The organism is Burkholderia sp. USMB20, assembly GCF_000949135.2.
In the GTDB taxonomy this organism is placed as follows: domain Bacteria; phylum Pseudomonadota; class Gammaproteobacteria; order Burkholderiales; family Burkholderiaceae; genus Burkholderia.
Map to the genome: position 1 here is coordinate 662,993 of NZ_JTAN02000019.1, position 16,261 is coordinate 679,253.

General features: G+C 68.7%; 14 protein-coding genes and 2 pseudogenes. 12 read left to right on the forward strand and 4 right to left on the reverse strand.

Annotated features, from left to right (window positions below; genetic code table 11):
• The first annotated feature begins 120 nt into the window (after nucleotides 1-120).
• The 7 genes from PL79_RS27665 to ureG all read left to right on the forward strand — a co-directional run bounded on the left by PL79_RS27665 (nucleotide 121) and on the right by ureG (nucleotide 5,558).
• Entirely contained in the window at nucleotides 121-996 is an 876-nt protein-coding gene (locus PL79_RS27665) for an urease accessory protein UreD (protein ID WP_044846263.1), read from the forward strand.
• Nucleotides 997-1,232: 236 nt separating this feature from the next.
• The gene (gene ureA, locus PL79_RS27670; RefSeq protein WP_006406310.1) at nucleotides 1,233-1,535 is read left to right on the forward strand and encodes an urease subunit gamma; all 303 of its coding nucleotides are present in this window, start codon (nucleotides 1,233-1,235) and stop codon (nucleotides 1,533-1,535) included.
• 14 nt (nucleotides 1,536-1,549) lie between these two features.
• Nucleotides 1,550-1,855 (forward strand): urease subunit beta, encoded by a 306-nt coding sequence (locus PL79_RS27675; RefSeq protein WP_044846264.1) that lies wholly within the window; start codon nucleotides 1,550-1,552, stop codon nucleotides 1,853-1,855.
• A gap of 28 nt (nucleotides 1,856-1,883) precedes the next feature.
• On the forward strand, nucleotides 1,884-3,590 hold the full coding sequence (gene ureC / locus PL79_RS27680; RefSeq protein WP_044846265.1) for an urease subunit alpha: 1,707 nt from the start codon (nucleotides 1,884-1,886) through the stop codon (nucleotides 3,588-3,590).
• An 18-nt stretch (nucleotides 3,591-3,608) separates the two neighbouring features.
• Complete coding sequence (ureE, locus tag PL79_RS27685) at nucleotides 3,609-4,229, forward strand: urease accessory protein UreE (protein ID WP_044846266.1); 621 nt, start codon at nucleotides 3,609-3,611, stop codon at nucleotides 4,227-4,229.
• A complete protein-coding gene (locus tag PL79_RS27690; protein WP_044846267.1) occupies nucleotides 4,216-4,896 on the forward strand; it encodes an urease accessory protein UreF in 681 nt (226 codons plus the stop codon). Before ureE ends, PL79_RS27690 begins: the two co-directional genes overlap by 14 nt.
• Before the next feature lie 14 nt (nucleotides 4,897-4,910).
• Complete coding sequence (gene ureG / locus PL79_RS27695; RefSeq protein WP_044846268.1) at nucleotides 4,911-5,558, forward strand: urease accessory protein UreG; 648 nt, start codon at nucleotides 4,911-4,913, stop codon at nucleotides 5,556-5,558.
• Between the two features lie 121 nt (nucleotides 5,559-5,679).
• On the opposite strand, the pseudogene waaA reads toward ureG, so the two are convergent.
• The 4 genes and pseudogenes from waaA to PL79_RS27715 form a co-directional block, all read right to left on the reverse strand.
• A pseudogene (waaA, locus tag PL79_RS27700) lies at nucleotides 5,680-6,976 on the reverse strand (lipid IV(A) 3-deoxy-D-manno-octulosonic acid transferase); the annotation flags it as partial.
• Between the two features lie 37 nt (nucleotides 6,977-7,013).
• A complete protein-coding gene (locus tag PL79_RS27705; RefSeq protein WP_044846270.1) occupies nucleotides 7,014-7,898 on the reverse strand; it encodes a Kdo hydroxylase family protein in 885 nt (294 codons plus the stop codon).
• Nucleotides 7,899-7,950: 52 nt separating this feature from the next.
• Nucleotides 7,951-8,946, reverse strand: coding sequence for a lipopolysaccharide heptosyltransferase I (waaC, locus tag PL79_RS27710; RefSeq protein ID WP_044846271.1), 996 nt, complete (start codon nucleotides 8,944-8,946; stop codon nucleotides 7,951-7,953).
• A gap of 177 nt (nucleotides 8,947-9,123) precedes the next feature.
• Nucleotides 9,124-10,519 (reverse strand): annotated as a pseudogene (locus PL79_RS27715) (phosphomannomutase/phosphoglucomutase).
• A gap of 242 nt (nucleotides 10,520-10,761) precedes the next feature.
• Here PL79_RS27715 and PL79_RS27720 point away from each other — a divergent pair.
• The 5 genes from PL79_RS27720 to PL79_RS27740 are packed head-to-tail and all read left to right on the forward strand — an operon-like array spanning nucleotide 10,762 to nucleotide 16,190.
• The gene (locus tag PL79_RS27720; RefSeq protein WP_044846273.1) at nucleotides 10,762-12,018 is read left to right on the forward strand and encodes an oligosaccharide flippase family protein; all 1,257 of its coding nucleotides are present in this window, start codon (nucleotides 10,762-10,764) and stop codon (nucleotides 12,016-12,018) included.
• The gene (locus PL79_RS27725) at nucleotides 12,015-12,839 is read left to right on the forward strand and encodes a glycosyltransferase (RefSeq protein WP_044846274.1); all 825 of its coding nucleotides are present in this window, start codon (nucleotides 12,015-12,017) and stop codon (nucleotides 12,837-12,839) included. The genes PL79_RS27720 and PL79_RS27725 overlap by 4 nt, the downstream gene beginning before the upstream one ends.
• Nucleotides 12,840-12,882: 43 nt before the next feature.
• Complete coding sequence (locus PL79_RS27730) at nucleotides 12,883-14,019, forward strand: glycosyltransferase family 4 protein (protein ID WP_044846275.1); 1,137 nt, start codon at nucleotides 12,883-12,885, stop codon at nucleotides 14,017-14,019.
• Nucleotides 14,020-14,033: 14 nt separating this feature from the next.
• On the forward strand, nucleotides 14,034-15,056 hold the full coding sequence (galE, locus tag PL79_RS27735) for a UDP-glucose 4-epimerase GalE (protein WP_044846276.1): 1,023 nt from the start codon (nucleotides 14,034-14,036) through the stop codon (nucleotides 15,054-15,056).
• A gap of 27 nt (nucleotides 15,057-15,083) precedes the next feature.
• Nucleotides 15,084-16,190 carry an MraY family glycosyltransferase gene (locus PL79_RS27740; protein WP_044846277.1) on the forward strand — a complete coding sequence of 369 codons (1,107 nt, stop codon included), beginning with the start codon at nucleotides 15,084-15,086 and terminating at the stop codon, nucleotides 16,188-16,190.
• The last annotated feature ends 71 nt before the right edge of the window (nucleotides 16,191-16,261 follow it).

Genomic DNA, 16,261 nt, shown 5'->3' on the forward strand with positions numbered 1-16,261 from the left:
GTCACGCGATGGCCGGCGCCGTCGCCGCTCCACTTCGCCACGTTCGGCAACCCGAACACCCAAGCGTATAGTGTTGCGGTAGCATCCTCGATCACCGCGCCCGTTCCCTGCTTCCCGCCGATGTCCGCCCTCGATTCCCACGCCCCGCTGTCCCGCCCCGCCGTCGCCAAGTCGTGGCGCGGCCGTCTCGAACTCGGCTTCGAACGGCACGGCGCGCGCACGACGCTCGTCCATCGGCTGCACGACGGCCCGCTGCGCGTGCAGCGGCCGCTGTATCCGGAAGGCGACGCGATCTGCCACGCGGTCATCGTCCACCCGCCGGGCGGCGTCGCGGGCGGCGACCGGCTCGACATCGACATCGCGCTCGGCGACGGCACGCACGCGGTGCTGACGACACCCGGTGCGACCAAGTGGTACAAGTCGAACGGCCTCGACGCGACGCAACGCATCGGCATCACGGTCGGCGCGCACGCGAAGCTCGACTGGCTGCCGCAGAACAACCTGTTCTTCGACGCGGCCCACGCCGCGCTGGACTTCACGGTGACGCTCGGCGCGGGCGCGAGCGCGATCGGCTGGGACGCGACGCAGCTCGGCCGGCAGGCGGCCGGCGAAACGTGGTCGGCGGGCCGCATCGTGTCGGGTTCGGCACTCGTCGACGCCGACGGCCGGCCGCTGTGGACCGAGCGCGCGCTGCTCGACGCACACGATCCGCTACGCGGCTCGCTGCAGGGCCTCGCCGGCTTTCCCGTGTACGGCACGCTGTGGGCGGCCGGCGCCGCGTGCGATGCCGCGCTCGCCGAAACGCTTGCCGCGCGGATGCCGTTCGACGACACGCTGCGCGCGGGCGCGACCTGCGTGACGCCGGGCGTCGTGCTGGTGCGCGCGGTGTCGACGTCGATGGAAGCGCTGCAGCGTCACTTCACCGACTGCTGGCTCCACCTGCGCCCGCTCGTGCACGGCATCGAAGCGCGACCGCTGCGCCTCTGGCAGACCTGAGCACGCGGCCCGGCACGCACCGTTTCGGCGCAGCAGCACCGCCCGCGCTGCCCACGATCCATGCATCGCGCACCACGATCGCGCATCCCCGCACGCCGCACCGACATGGCACGCACCTTGCTGCTTACATATCGGATACACGACGCAGGAACAACGGCGCGGTGCTACGATGAACCGCGCCCCCGCCGGCATCCCGCGCACCGATAAAAATTACGTTTTCCTGAACGACTGCCTTCATGAAACTGACTCCCCGAGAAAAGGACAAGCTGCTGATCTTCACGGCAGCGCTGCTGGCCGAGCGCCGCCGCGCGCGCGGGCTGAAGCTCAACTATCCGGAAGCGGTCGCGTTCATCACCGCCGCGCTGATGGAAGCGGCGCGCGACGGCAAGACCGTCGCCGAGGTGATGCACTACGGCACGACGCTGCTCACGCGCGACGACGTGATGGATGGCGTGCCGGAGATGATCCCCGACATCCAGGTCGAGGCGACCTTCCCGGACGGCACCAAGCTCGTCACCGTCCACCACCCGATTCCGTGACCGAGGTAGCACGCATGATCCCCGGCGAAATCCTCACCGACGACGGCGAGCACGAACTGAACGCGGGCCGCGCGACGATCTCGCTCGTCGTCGCGAACACCGGCGACCGCCCGGTGCAGGTCGGCTCGCACTACCACTTCTTCGAAGTCAACGACGCGCTGTCGTTCGATCGCGCGGCCGCGCGCGGCTTCCGGCTCAACATCGCGGCCGGCACGGCCGTGCGCTTCGAGCCGGGCCAGACGCGCACCGTCGAGCTCGTCGAGCTGGCCGGCGAACGCGCCGTCTATGGTTTTCAGGGCAAGGTGATGGGGCCGCTGTAAGCCGCGCCCCGCTCTTCAGGAACAGCACATGACACTACGCTTGAGCCGCCGCGCGTACGCGGAAATGTTCGGGCCGACGACGGGCGACCGCGTGCGGCTCGCCGATACCGAACTGCTGATCGAGATCGAACGCGACTTCACGACCTACGGCGAGGAGGTGAAATTCGGCGGCGGGAAGGTGATTCGCGACGGGATGGGCCAGTCGCAGCGCGTGGCCGCCGACGTGCCCGACACGATCATTACGAACGCGGTGATCCTCGATCACTGGGGCATCGTGAAGGCCGACATCGCGATCAAGCACGGCCGCATCGCCGCGATCGGCAAGGCCGGCAATCCCGACATCCAGCCCGGCGTGACAATCGCGATCGGCGCGGCGACCGAAGTGATCGCCGGCGAAGGGCTGATCGTGACGGCCGGCGGCATCGACACGCACATCCACTTCATCAGCCCGCAGCAGATCGACGAAGCGCTCGCGTCGGGCGTCACGACGATGCTCGGCGGCGGCACGGGGCCCGCCACCGGCACCAACGCGACGACCTGCACGCCGGGCCCGTGGCACATGGAGCGCATGCTGCAGGCGGCCGACGGCTGGCCGATCAACCTCGGCTTCCTCGGCAAGGGCAACGCGAGCCTGCCGCAGCCGCTCGTCGAGCAGATCGCGGCCGGCGCGATCGGCCTGAAGCTGCATGAAGACTGGGGCACGACGCCCGCCGCGATCGACAACTGCCTGTCGGTCGCCGACGATACCGACACGCAGGTCGCGATCCACACCGATACGCTGAACGAAGGCGGCTTCGTCGAATCGACCGTCGCCGCGTTCAAGGGCCGCACGATCCACACGTACCACACCGAAGGCGCGGGCGGCGGCCATGCGCCCGACATCCTGAAGGTGTGCGGCGAAGCGAACGTGCTGCCGTCGTCGACCAACCCGACGCGCCCGTACACGATCAACACGCTCGACGAGCATCTCGACATGCTGATGGTGTGTCACCACCTCGATCCGTCGATCGCCGAGGATCTCGCGTTCGCCGAATCGCGGATCCGCCGCGAGACGATCGCGGCCGAGGATATCCTGCACGATCTCGGAGCGCTGTCGATGCTGTCGTCCGACTCGCAGGCGATGGGCCGCGTCGGCGAAGTGATCATCCGCACCTGGCAGACCGCGCACAAGATGAAGGTGCAGCGCGGCGCGCTGCCCGAGGACGGCGCGCGCAACGACAACTTCCGCGCGAAACGCTACGTCGCGAAGTACACGATCAACCCGGCGATCACGCACGGCATCGCGCACGAAGTCGGTTCGATCGAACCCGGCAAGTGGGCCGACCTCGTGTTGTGGGAGCCCGCATTCTTCGGGATCAAGCCGTCGATGATCCTGAAGGGCGGGATGATCGCGATGGCGCAGATGGGCGACCCGAACGCGTCGATCCCGACGCCGCAGCCGGTCCACTACCGCGAGATGTTTGCCACGCGCGGCGGTGCGCTCGCGCGCACGTCGCTGACCTTCGTGTCGCAAATGGCGGCCGACGCGGGCATCGCCGAACGCTACGGGCTCGCGAAGCGCGTCGTGCCCGTGCGCAACTGTCGCAACGTGACGAAGGCCGACATGATCCACAACGCATGGCGCCCGTCGATCAGCGTCGATCCCGAAACCTACGACGTGATCGCCGACGGCCAGCTGCTCACCTGCGAGCCGGCGACGGTGCTGCCGATGGCGCAGCGCTATTTTCTGTTCTGATTTCCGGTTTTCCGTTCCATGCGCACCCTCGACAAACGCATTGCCCCGAACGTGAAGCTCGCCGCGTCGCTCGTCGCGCGCGCGCCGACGCTCACGCTCGCCTATGACGCCCGCTGCAAGAGCCGCCTCGCGGCCACGCTCGACACCGGCGAGGACGTCGCGGTCCTGCTGCCGCGCGGCACCGTGCTGCGCGACGGCGACGTGCTCGTCGCCGACGACGGCGCGCTCGTGCGCGTCGCCGCTGCCTCCGAGACCGTGCTGCTGGTGCGCGCGGCCGACCCGCTCACGCTGATGCGCGCCGCGTATCACCTTGGCAACCGCCACACGCCGGTCGAGATCGGCGACGGTTACCTGAAGCTCGAAGCCGATCCGGTGCTCGCGGACATGCTGCGCCGGCTCGGCACGCAGGTCGAAGAAACGAGCGCACCGTTCCAGCCGGAAGCCGGCGCGTACGGCGGCGGCCACAAGCACGGGCACGATGCGACGTTCGCCGAGGACTACGCGCTCGCGCAGCAGGTCTTCGGCGAACACCACGGCCACTCGCACTCGCACTCGCACGATCACGATCACGATCACGATCACGATCATCAGCATGGTCCCGGCTGCTCGCACGGCCACCACGGTCATGACCACCACTGAGCTCGTCGCGCTGCTGCATCTCGCGTCGCCCGCATTGCCGATCGGCGCGTTCAGCTATTCGCAGGGACTCGAAGCCGCGCTCGACGCGAACCTGATCCGCGACGCCGACACCGCGCGCGACTGGATCGCGAGCGGGCTGACCGACGTGCTCGCACACGGCGAGCTGCCGTTCCTCGCGCACCAGCTCGCGCGCTGGCACGCGCACGACGCCGACGCGCTGGCGCGCGAGAACGCATGGTTCGTCGCGAGCCGCGAATCGGCGGAGCTGCGCCGCGAGACCGAACAGATGGGCTGGTCGCTCGCGCAACTGTGCGCGTCGCTCGAATGGGGCGATGCCGCGCGCCGCGCGACGCTCGCATCGCTCACGCCGATCGCGCTGCCGACCGCATTCGCATACGCGGCCGCCGCACACGGTGCCGGCGCCGACGCCACGCTCGCCGCATACGCGTTCGGCTGGGTCGAGAACCAGACGTCGGCCGCGCTGAAAGCGGTGCCGCTCGGCCAGCTCGCCGGCCAGCGCATCATCGTCGCGCTGCGCGGCGCGATCGAAGCGGCCGTGCGCCGCGCGCTCGCGACGCCGCCCGACGCCATCAACACGTTCGCGCCGCAGCTCGGCATCCTGTCCGCGCGGCACGAAACCCAGTATTCGCGGTTGTTCCGCTCCTGAACCCGATCCACGCCATGAACGCACCCGCAACCTCCTCCGCCCGCCGCACCAAGAAACTGCCGCCGCTGCGCGTCGGCATCGGCGGCCCGGTCGGCTCCGGCAAGACCACGCTGCTCGAAATGCTGTGCAAGGCGATGCGCGAGCGCTACGACCTCGTCGCGATCACGAACGACATCTATACGAAGGAAGACCAGCGCCTGCTGACGGTCGCGGGCGCGCTGCCCGAGGAGCGCATCATGGGCGTCGAGACGGGCGGCTGCCCGCACACGGCGATCCGCGAGGATGCGTCGATCAACCTCGAGGCCGTCGACCGCATGCTGTCGCGCTTCCCCGACGCCGACATCGTGTTCATCGAATCGGGCGGCGACAATCTCGCGGCGACCTTCAGCCCCGAGCTGTCGGACCTGACGATCTACGTGATCGACGTGGCCGGCGGCGAGAAGATTCCGCGCAAGGGCGGGCCCGGCATCACGAAGTCCGACCTGCTCGTGATCAACAAGACGGATCTCGCGCCGCTCGTCGGCGCGAACCTCGACGTGATGGCGTCCGACACGAAGAAGATGCGCGGCGAGCGGCCTTACGTGATGACGAACCTGAAGGCGCTCGAGGGCGTCGCCGACGTCGTCGCGTTCATCGAAAGGAAAGGACTGCTGACGGTGTGAGCGACGCGCCGGGGACATGCCGCCGCCACGTCGGCCCGGGGAGGCCTTGCGCCGCCCCGCTCAGTCGTCGGATGCGTCGATGCGTCGGCCGCGCCGTGCATCGCACGCCCGCCGCGCTCGAGGGCGGCAGCAGCGCCGCGAGCACGTCGACCGAGCGCGCGGTCCGCCGCGATGGCGCGACGCGAACGCGCGCCGCCGCGCCCATCCCGCCGCGCCGCGGTGGTCGGCAACAGCGCATCGAGCACGTGCGCGAGATCGAGCGGATCCGCGACCTGCATCGCCGCGCCGGCCGCGACCGCATCGGCGGTCGCCTGCGTGAAGTTGAACACGTGCGGGCCGATCAGCACCGGCACGCCGACCGCACACGCCTCGATCAGGTTCTGCCCGCCGAGCGGCAGCAGGCTGCCGCCGATGAACGCAACGTCGGCGGCCGCATAGTACGCGCCGAGTTCCCCCATCGAATCGCCGAGCAGCACCGTCACGTCGGCCGGCAACGGTTCGGCGGCCGGCCGGCCGGCCGCGAGCGCCGCGGCGTCGGCGCCCCACACCGAACGCCGCACGCACTTGAGCCCATTGCGCGCGACCAGCGCTTCGACTTCGGCGAAGCGCTGCGGATGACGCGGCACGAGAATCAGCAGCGCGCCGGCCGTCTTCATCGCGGCGAACGCCTGCAGCACCAGCGCCTCCTCGTTCTCGCGCGTGCTGGCCGCGACCCACACCGGCCGCGTGCCGATCGCGTCGCGCCATGCGTGGCCGCGCGCGGCCAGCTCCGGCGGTGTCGTCATGTCGAACTTCAGGTTGCCGAGCACCGCCACGTTGCGTGCACCGAGCGACGTCAGCCGCTCCGCATCGGCCGGGCTCTGCGCGAGCACGCGCGAGAATCCGCCGAACACGTCGCGCGTCGCCGCGCCGAACTTCGCCGCGCGCCGATGCGAGCGCGCGGACATCCGCGCATTGGTCAGCACGAGCGGCACGTCCGCGCGGCGGCACTCGTCGATCAGCGTCGGCCACACCTCGGTTTCCATCACGAGGCCGAGCGTCGGCCGCCAGGCGCGCAGGAAGCGCCGCACCGCGCCCGGCATGTCGTACGGCAGGTAGCAGCGCAGCACGCGCTCGCCGAAGATCTGCTCGCCGGTCGCGCGGCCGCTCGGCGTCATGTGCGTGAGCAGGATGCGCGCATCGGGGCGCGCGCGCATCAGCGCGTCGATCAGCGGCTGCGCGGCGCGCGTCTCGCCGACCGACACCGCATGCACCCAGATCAGCGGCGCGCGATCGTCCGGCGAACGGCCGGCGACGTGGCCGAAGCGCTCGCCGATGTGCTCGCGATAGCCGCGCTCCTTGCGCGAGCGCACGAGGAGCCGGATCACCGCGATCGGCGCGACGAGCCACCACAGCGCGCGATAGATCGCCCTCAGCATGCAGCAGCCCTCGTCTTGCGTCGGTGAAAAGGCGCGCTCAAACCAGCGCCCTGCCCTGCAGGCGCTCGAGAATCCCGAGCGGCGCGCATTCGCGACGCACCATCGCGTCGACCGGCAGGAAGAAGGTCTGTTCGAGCATGAACTGGCCGGACATCACAGCGTGCGAAGTCTGATCCGAGAAACATATCCACACGCTGCCCGGCGGAAACGGCATCGTCTGCTGTGGACAAGTCTTCTGGTAGTCGAGATCGGCCTTCATCCCGTCGTGCAGGTTCAGCATCAGGTGGTCGTACGCGCTGCGCGGCGACTTCGTCACGTGCAGCAGGTTCAACAGCCACGCCGAGCCCGGCAACTGCGGCCGGATCTTCGGCAGGAAGCGCTTCGCGACGTCCTCGAACGGCTCGCCGACACGCCACACGCGCGGCTGGCCGGCCGGGTTCACGTTCGTGAACACGCGCAGGATCCGCTCGCCGTAGTTCGGCCGCGACGGGAACGCGTCGACGTGCAGCCGGCTGTCGTCCTTGCGCCAGGATGTCTGGCGCGTCTCGACCTGCATCAGCCGCAGGCTCGTCGGCGCGACGCGCAGCTTGCCGCGGTATTCGGGAAACAGGCCGTCGACGAGCGTGCCGGCCTGCTGCTGGAAGCGCGCGACCAGCGCGCGCACGGCCGATTGCGTGACGCTGTCGCCGAGCACGCCGACGAGCGCGCCGCCGTTCGGCGCGAGGCTGATGTTCTTGCGTTTCGGGTCGGCGAGCGCCGGATCGAGCAACGCTTCCTCGCCGCCTTCGATCGCGAAGCGCAGGTGCGGGAAATACAGCACCTTGCCTTCCTCGACCGCGGCGAGCAGCTGCTCGCGCGGCGTCGACAGGTTGTGTCCGCTCCAGTCGGCAGACGGGACTTCGATGATCTGGGATTCGCTCATGATCGGTTCGCGTGCGTGACAGGCAAGGCAAGCAGGACAGGCAGGACAGGCATCACAGCAGGCCGAAGCCCGCGAGTGCCGCCTTCACCTGCGCGATCGACGGCGGCTGCCCCGCCGTGCCGAGATTGACGACGTTCGGCGACCAGTATCCGCCGGTGCGCCAGGCCGTCGCGAAATTGTACAGTTCGACCGTCGGACGCTTCAGCGCGGCCGCGATGTGAACCAGACCTGTATCAACCCCGACCGTCGCGGCCGCGCCGTCGATCAGGCCGACCACGGCCGGCAGCGACAGCTTCGGCGGCACGATCGCCGCCGCGCCGAACGACTGAGCGAGCCGCTCGCTGGTCGCGCGCTCCGCGTCGTTGCCCCACGGCAGCACGAGCGACGCGCCGCGCCGCACGAGCGCCTGGCCGAGCTCGATCCACGCGGCATCCGGCCACTGCTTGTCGGCGCGCGACGTCGCATGCACGAACACCACGTACGGCACCGGCAGGTTCAGGCCGAGCGTCGCGACCGCGCGCGCCGCCGCGCGCGTATCGAGGCCGAAGTCGACCGGATCGGCCGGCGTCGGCGCCGGGTCGCCCAGCGCGGCCGCGACCAGCTGGCGCGAACGCTCGACGACGTGCGTGCGCGGCGCGATCGGCACGCGCTTGCGATAGAAGAAGCGCACCGGCCATTCGTAGCCGGCGCCGTCGGTGCGATTGCCGAGGCCGGCGAGCGGGCCGCGCGCCCAGCTCGCGACCCAGGCCGTCTTGATGAGCCCCTGGCAATCGATCACGAGGTCGTATTGCTCGGCCGCGAGGCGCTGGCGGAACGCGCGGATCTCGCGCCACGTGGCGCCCGAGAACGGCTTCTTGCGCCAGCGCCGCAACGAAAACGGCAGCACGTTGCGCACGCCGTCGACGAGCTCCACGAGATCGACGAAGCTTTCCTCGACGAGCCAGTCGATCTGCGCGTCGGGATGGCGGCGCCGGATATCGGCGATCACCGGCATGTTGTGCACGACGTCGCCCAGCGACGACACGCGCACGATCAGGATCTTTTGCACGCTGAAAAAACGCCGGCGGACAGCCGGCGACAGGCATAAAGACGCGATTTTATCGCGCCCGGGGAGGCACACAGGCAAAAAGCGGCCGCACGCCGTCAGCGTGCGCCGCTTTTCGGGGATGGCGCGACGATCCTTCTACCGTCGTCGCACCGGCGGCGGCCCGCAGGCCGCCGGGGTTCAGAACGGCAGCTCGACGTCCGGCTTCGCGGCCGTCAGCACGCGGCGGAAGTCCGCCTGGATGCGCTCGAGCCCTTCCTTGGTCTCCGATTCAAAGCGCAGCACGACCACCGGCCGTCGTGTTCGACGAACGCGCGAGGCCGAAGCCGTCCGGGTACTCGACGCGCAGCCCGTCGATCGTCACGACTTCGTCGGCGCCGTCGAACTTCGCTTCCTTCTGCAGCTTCTCGATCAGGCGGAAGTTCTCGCCCTCCTCGAGCTTGAGCTGCAGCTCCGGCGTGCTCATCGCGTCCGGCAGCGCATTGAGCAGCGCGCTCGGATCGGCCGTCTTCGCGAGGATCTCGAGCAGGCGCGCGCCCGTGTAGAGGCCATCGTCGAAGCCGTACCAGCGATCCTTGAAGAACACGTGGCCGCTCATCTCGCCCGCGAGCGGCGCGCCCGTCTCGCGCAGCTTCGCCTTGACCAGCGAATGGCCCGTCTTCCACATCAGCGGCTCGCCGCCCTTCGCCTTCACCCACTGCGCGAGATGACGCGTGCACTTCACGTCGTAGATGATCTGCGCGCCCGGGTTGCGCGACAGCACTTCCTCCGCGAACAGCATCAGCTGACGGTCCGGGAAGATGATCTGGCCGTCCTTCGTGACGACGCCCAGGCGGTCGCCGTCGCCGTCGAACGCGAAGCCGAGTTCGGCGTCGGTGTCCTTCAGCGCCTGGATCACGTCCTGCAGGTTTTCCGGGTGCGCGGGATCGGGGTGATGGTTCGGGAACGTGCCGTCGATGTCGGTGAAGCGCTCGACGAGTTCGCAGCCGAGCGCCTTGAACAGGCGCGTCGCGAGCGGGCCCGCGACGCCGTTGCCGGCGTCGACGACGAGCTTCAGCGGGCGCGCGAGCTTGATGTCGCCAACGATGCGCTCGATGTACTGATCGGCGACGTCGAACTGCTCGAACGCGCCGCTGCCCGTTTCGAAGCGCTCGTCGACGATGCGGCGGTACAGCGCCTGGATCTGCTCGCCGTAGATCGCCGCGCCGCGCAGCACCATCTTGAAACCGTTGTAGTCGGGCGGGTTGTGGCTGCCGGTGACGACGATGCACGAATCGACGCGGCGCTCGCCGTCCTTCAGCGCGAGCGGCACGCTCGCCGCGAAATAGCCGACCGGCGTGGGCACCATGCCGACGTCGACGACGTCGACGCCCGCCGCACGCAGGCCATCGGCGAGTGCGCCGACGAGCTCGGGCCCCGACAGGCGGCCGTCGCGCGCGACGACGACCGCATCGCCGCCCTGGGCGCGCACTTCGCTGCCGAAGGCCCGGCCGATCGCGCGCGCCGTATCGGCGTCGAGCGTCTTGCCGACCACACCGCGAATGTCATATGCCTTGAAGATGGATTGGGAGATCATCGATTCTCTCTGGGTTGCGTGCATGGAAAATAATCTGGCCGCCTTTCGCGCATGCCGGCCATCGTACATGCGGGCCTTGCGGAACAAGGAACGGGACGGCTGGAGCGGCCCCGATCCCACTTATAATCGCGGGTTTTGATGACGCGTATTTTGTCCATTTTAATGCCTAGCCGCTCCGCCGCCGCCAACCCGCCGCCTTCGGGCGCCCTGCCGGCCGCCTCCCGCTCGCGCGGCTGCCCCGCATGCTGAAGCGATTCGGCAACCCGGACGTCGCGAAGGCCGTCGCGAATCTCGTCTGGCTGGGGCTCGAACGGCTCACGCAGATCGGCGTCGCGATCGCGATCAGCGGTCTTCTGGCCCGTTATTTCGGGCCGGACGTGTTCGGCAAATGGCAGTATGCGAATACGCTTCTCCTCGTACTGGCGCCGCTCACCTGGGTGTGCGGCGCCGAAATCCTGGTTCCGACCATCGTCCAGCGCCCGCCCGCGCAACTGGGCGCGGTGCTCGGCAGCGCCTTCGTGCTGCGCATCGGCGTGTCCGCCGTCGCGCTCGTCGCGACCTGGATCGCGATCGGCGCCGGCGCGTTCGACCCGCTCGTCGGCGCGATGCTCGCGGGCCTCGCGGTCACGATGGTGTTCCGCGAGCCGTTCGTCGGCGTGATCAACGCGTGGCTGCAGAGCCTGACCTACAGCAAGCCGCAACTGGTGACCAGCATGCTCACCGCGCTGGCGAAGGCGCTGCTCGTCTGGCTGCTGGTCCGCGCGGCCGCCGGCCCTGCCCGCTTCGCGTGGCTGTGGGCGCTCGAGGCCGCCGTGATCGGCTTCGCGCTGCTGCTCTACTTCCGCCATCGTAACGGCGGCGCGCTCGGCTGGACGTTCGACAAACCGCTGTTCAGGCACTTTGCCACCGCCGGCACCGTGTTCTGGCTCGGCCTGATCTGCATGTACCTGTTCCTGAAGCTCGATCGCCTGATGCTCGAGCGTCACGTGTCGTTCGCCGACCTCGGCCGCTACTCGGCGGCCCAGCAGCTCAACGAGAACTGGATCACGCTCGCGCTGATGCTCGCGCAGACCATCGCGCCCGCGTTCGTGTACCGCGTGCAGGACGTCGCGCGGCTGCGCCGCAACATCGTCCGGCTGATCGCGATGACCGCCGGCCTGATGACGGCCGGCGCGCTGGTGCTGGACGCGGCCGCGCCGCTCATCGTCGGCAAGGTGTTCGGCCGCGGTTACGAGGCGTCGGTCGACATCTTCCGCTGGGCGGTCTGGCTGTCCGTGCCGGCCGGCATCGAGGCGATAGGCAATCTTATCGTTCTCAAATATCAAGCAAAATTCGTGTTGCTGGCGAAATGGGTGCTCGCGCTCGCGATCGCCGCGCTCGTCAACGTGTTCGCCATCCCCCGGCTCGGCCTGTACGGCGCGCTCGTCGGGCTGGCGGCCGGCTATCTCGCCGCCGCCGCCGTTAATTTTTATTACATTCGTTTCAAGCTGCGCCCATGACGTCTCCCGATTGCCCGCCCCCGCTCGACGACGTGGCCGTGCTGATGCCGGCCTACAACGGCCACGACGACGTCGTCCGCACCCTCGCATCGTTTCGCGAGGACGCGCCGGTGCACGTGCTGATCGTCGATGACGGCAGCACGCCGCCGATCGTGGCGCCCGACCTGCCCGGCCTTGCGGTCGAGGTGCTGCGCATGCCGCGCAACGGCGGCATCGAGCGCGCGCTCGAGGCCGGCATCGACGCGCTCGCCGCGCGCGGCTTCCGCTTTGCGGCCCGCATCGACGCCGGCGACCTCGCCGCACCACGGCGCCTCGCGAAGCAGCGTGCGTATCTCGATGCGCACCCGCGCGTGGCCTGCGTCGGCATGTGGACCCAGGTCGTGTCGCGTGCCGGCGAGCCGCGCTTCATGCTGACCCCGCCCGCCGACCCGCGCACGCTGCGCCGCACGCGCTTCCTGCGCTCGCCGCTCGTGCATCCGTCGGTCATGCTGCGCATCGACGCCGTGCGCGAAGTCGGCAATTACCGCGCGAAGTATCGCGCGGCCGAGGATCTCGATCTTTTTTTACGGTTAATGCAACGCTACGATTGCGCGAACCTGCCCGAGCTCGGCCTCTACTACGAGCTCAACGAGGGCGGGATCAGCGCGACCAAGCGCCGCCGCCAGCTGATATCGACGCTATCGCTGCTGCTGCGGCACTTCAACGTGCTGAACCCGTACGACTGGGCCGGCCTCGCCAAGAACCTGCTGCATTTCGTGACGCCGTACCGTACGCTGCAGCGGATCAAGCAGACGCTGTTCGCGGCGCGGCCGTCCGCGTAGCCCGCCTCCGGCATTTTCGACGCTTTATTTTTTGCTTTTTTTCATGTCCGCTACCTCCTCGCTGCGCATCGCGCTCGTCTGCAACACGGCCTGGGCGATCTACACGTACCGCCACGGGCTGATCCGTGCGCTCGTCGCGCGCGGCGCCGAGGTCATCGTGATCGCGCCGCACGACCGCACGGTGCCGCTGCTCGAGCAGATGGGCTGCCGCTACGTCGCGCTCGCCGTCGCGTCGAAAGGCACGAGCCCGCGCGAGGATCTCGGCACGCTTGCCGCGCTGGTGCGCCATTACCGCGCGCTCCAGCCTGATCTCGTGTTCCATTACACGATCAAGCCGAACATCTACGGGTCGATCGCCGCGTGGCTCGCGCGCGTGCCGTCGATCGCGGTCACGACCGGCCTCGGCTACGTGTTCATCCAGAAGAGCCGTGCGGCGAGCGTCGCGAAGCGCCTGTACCGGTTCGCGTTCCGCTTTCCGCGTGAAGTCTGGTTCCTGAACCGCGACGATCTCGCGACCTTCACCGACGAGCAGCTGCTCGCGCACCCCGAGCGCGCGCGGCTGCTGCACGGCGAAGGCGTCGATCTCGACCAGTTCGCGCCGGTGCCGCTGCCCGCCGGCCGTGGCCCCGTGTTCATCCTGATCGGCCGGCTGCTGTGGGACAAGGGCGTGCGCGAATACGTCGAGGCCGCGCGCGTCGTGCGGGATCGCTACCCGGATGCGCGCTTCCAGCTGCTCGGGCCGCTCGGCGTCGACAATCCGAGCGCGATCGGCCGCGCGGACGTCGACGCGTGGGTCGGCGAAGGTGTCGTCGAGTATCTCGGCGAGGCGCACGACGTGCGCCCGCACATCGCGGCGGCCGACTGCGTCGTGCTGCCGTCGTACCGCGAGGGCGTGCCGCGCACGCTGATGGAAGCGTCCGCGATGGGCCGCCCGATCGTCGCGACCGACGTGCCGGGTTGCCGCGACGTCGTCGCCGACGGCGAAACCGGCTTCCTGTGCCGCGTGCGCGACAGTGCGAGCCTCGCGGAGCAGCTGATCCGCATGATCGAACTCGGGACCGCCGGGCGCGACGCGATGGGCGCGCGCGGCCGCCGCAAGGTGAGCGCGGAATTCGACGAGCAGCAAGTCGTCGAACGCTACCGGCAGACCATTCATACATTGACCGGCATCACACTCTGAAGGAGCGCATCAGCATGACCGCTAAAGGCACCATCCTCGTTACCGGCGGAGCGGGCTATATCGGCTCGCACACGGCCGTCGAGCTGCTCGACAACGGCTACGATGTCGTGATCGTCGACAACCTCGTCAACAGCAAGGCCGAGTCCGTCCGGCGCATCGAGCGGATCACCGGCAGGACGCCCGCGTTCCACCAGGTCGACGTGTGCGACGAAGCCGCGCTCGCGAAGGTGTTCGACGCGCATCCGATCACGGGCACGATCCATTTCGCGGCGCTCAAGGCGGTCGGCGAATCGGTCGCGAAGCCGCTCGAGTATTACCAGAACAACCTTGGCGGGCTGCTCTCGGTGCTCAAGATCATGCGCGAGCGCAACGTCCGGCAGTTCGTGTTCAGCTCGTCGGCGACCGTGTACGGCGTGCCGGAGCGCTCGCCGATCGACGAATCGTTCCCGTTGTCGGCCACCAACCCGTACGGCCAGTCGAAGCTGATCGCCGAGCAGGTCCTGCGCGATCTCGAGGTATCGGACCCGTCGTGGCGCATCGCGACGCTGCGCTACTTCAACCCGGTCGGCGCGCATGCGAGCGGGCTGATCGGCGAGGATCCGGCCGGCATCCCGAACAACCTGATGCCGTACGTCGCGCAGGTCGCGGTCGGCAAGCTCGAGAAGCTGCGCGTGTTCGGCTCCGACTACCCGACGCCGGACGGCACCGGCGTGCGCGACTACATCCACGTCGTCGATCTCGCGAAGGGGCACATCGCCGCGCTCGACGCGCTCGCGAAGCGCGATGCGAGCTTCGTCGTGAACCTCGGCACGGGCCAGGGCTACAGCGTGCTGGAAGTCGTGCGCGCGTTCGAGAAGGCGTCGGGCCGCCCGGTGCCGTACGAACTCGTCGCGCGCCGCCCGGGCGACATCGCCGAGTGCTACGCGAATCCGCAGGCCGCGGCCGACCTCATCGGCTGGCGCGCGACGCTCGGGATCGACGAGATGTGCGCCGACCACTGGAAATGGCAGGAGGGTAACCCCCGCGGTTTTGTATAATCCGCTGTCCATTTTTCGAGCGATCCCATGCTCAGCTTCGCGTCCGGCTTCATCGTCTCCCTGCTCGTCACGTTGTTCATCGTGCGCTATGCGCATCTGCACGAGAAATTCTCGGTCGACAGCGACCTGGCCGGCGTGCAGAAATTCCACGTACGGCCGGTGCCGCGTGTCGGGGGCATCGGGATCCTCGCCGGGGTCGTCATTGCCGCACTGCTCGTGTCGCGGCGCTATCCGACGATCGCCGGCAGCATTCTCGGGATCGTCGCGTGCGGGATGCCGGCGTTCCTGTCGGGCCTCGTCGAGGACCTGACCAAGCGCGTGTCGCCGCGCGCGCGGCTGCTCTGCACGATGGGCGCGGCCGCGCTGGCGTTCTGGCTGCTGGGCATCGCGGTCAAGCGGATCAGCGTGCCGCCGCTCGACTTCCTGCTCGGCTACGTGGCCATTTCGGCGTTCATCACGGTGCTCGCGGTCGCGGCGCTGGCCAACGCGATCAACATCATCGACGGCTTCAACGGCCTCGCGTCGATGGTCAGCTTCATGATGTTCGCGTCGCTTGCGTATGTCGCATTCCACGTCAACGACCCGGTCGTGATGTCGGCGTCGATCATCATGATGGGCGCCGTGCTCGGCTTCTTCCTGTGGAATTTCCCCGCGGGGCTGATCTTCCTCGGCGACGGCGGCGCGTATTTTATCGGCTTCATGCTCGCCGAACTCGCGATCATGCTCGTGATGCGCAATCGCGAAGTGTCGGCGTGGTATCCGGTGCTGCTGTTCATGTATCCGATCTTCGAGACGTGTTTCTCGATCTACCGGAAGAAGTTCATCCGCGGGATGTCGCCGGGGATTCCGGATGGCGTGCATCTTCATATGCTCGTGTACAAGCGGCTGATGCGCTGGGCCGTCGGGACGAAGCATGCGCACGACCTCACGCGGCGCAATTCGCTGACGTCGCCTTATCTTTGGCTGCTGTGCCTCGTTGCGGTGATTCCGGCGACGCTGTTCTGGCGGCACACGGTGCATCTGTTCGTTTTTGTCGTGCTGTTCGCGCTGACGTATGTGTGGCTTTATCTCAGCATCGTCAGGTTCAAGGTGCCGCGGTGGATGGTGGTGAGGAAGGAAAGGCGCGGGCAGTGAGTCCAGCACCCAAAACGAAAAAAGCGCCTCGCGGGGCGCTTTTTTCATGCTCGGGGCCAACGTGGGCGGCG

Excerpts from the sequence above, each read along its gene's own strand:
- PL79_RS27665 (WP_044846263.1), top strand. The coding sequence starts at position 121 with ATGTCCGCCCTCGATTCCCACGCCCCGCTGTCCCGCCCCGCCGTCGCC.
- ureA (WP_006406310.1), top strand. The coding sequence starts at position 1,233 with ATGAAACTGACTCCCCGAGAAAAGGACAAGCTGCTGATCTTCACGGCA.
- PL79_RS27675 (WP_044846264.1), top strand. The coding sequence starts at position 1,550 with ATGATCCCCGGCGAAATCCTCACCGACGACGGCGAGCACGAACTGAAC.
- ureC (WP_044846265.1), top strand. The coding sequence starts at position 1,884 with ATGACACTACGCTTGAGCCGCCGCGCGTACGCGGAAATGTTCGGGCCG.
- ureE (WP_044846266.1), top strand. The coding sequence starts at position 3,609 with ATGCGCACCCTCGACAAACGCATTGCCCCGAACGTGAAGCTCGCCGCG.
- PL79_RS27690 (WP_044846267.1), top strand. The coding sequence starts at position 4,216 with ATGACCACCACTGAGCTCGTCGCGCTGCTGCATCTCGCGTCGCCCGCA.
- ureG (WP_044846268.1), top strand. The coding sequence starts at position 4,911 with ATGAACGCACCCGCAACCTCCTCCGCCCGCCGCACCAAGAAACTGCCG.
- PL79_RS27705 (WP_044846270.1), bottom strand. The coding sequence starts at position 7,898 with ATGAGCGAATCCCAGATCATCGAAGTCCCGTCTGCCGACTGGAGCGGA.
- PL79_RS27720 (WP_044846273.1), top strand. The coding sequence starts at position 10,762 with ATGCTGAAGCGATTCGGCAACCCGGACGTCGCGAAGGCCGTCGCGAAT.
- PL79_RS27725 (WP_044846274.1), top strand. The coding sequence starts at position 12,015 with ATGACGTCTCCCGATTGCCCGCCCCCGCTCGACGACGTGGCCGTGCTG.
- PL79_RS27730 (WP_044846275.1), top strand. The coding sequence starts at position 12,883 with ATGTCCGCTACCTCCTCGCTGCGCATCGCGCTCGTCTGCAACACGGCC.
- galE (WP_044846276.1), top strand. The coding sequence starts at position 14,034 with ATGACCGCTAAAGGCACCATCCTCGTTACCGGCGGAGCGGGCTATATC.
- PL79_RS27740 (WP_044846277.1), top strand. The coding sequence starts at position 15,084 with ATGCTCAGCTTCGCGTCCGGCTTCATCGTCTCCCTGCTCGTCACGTTG.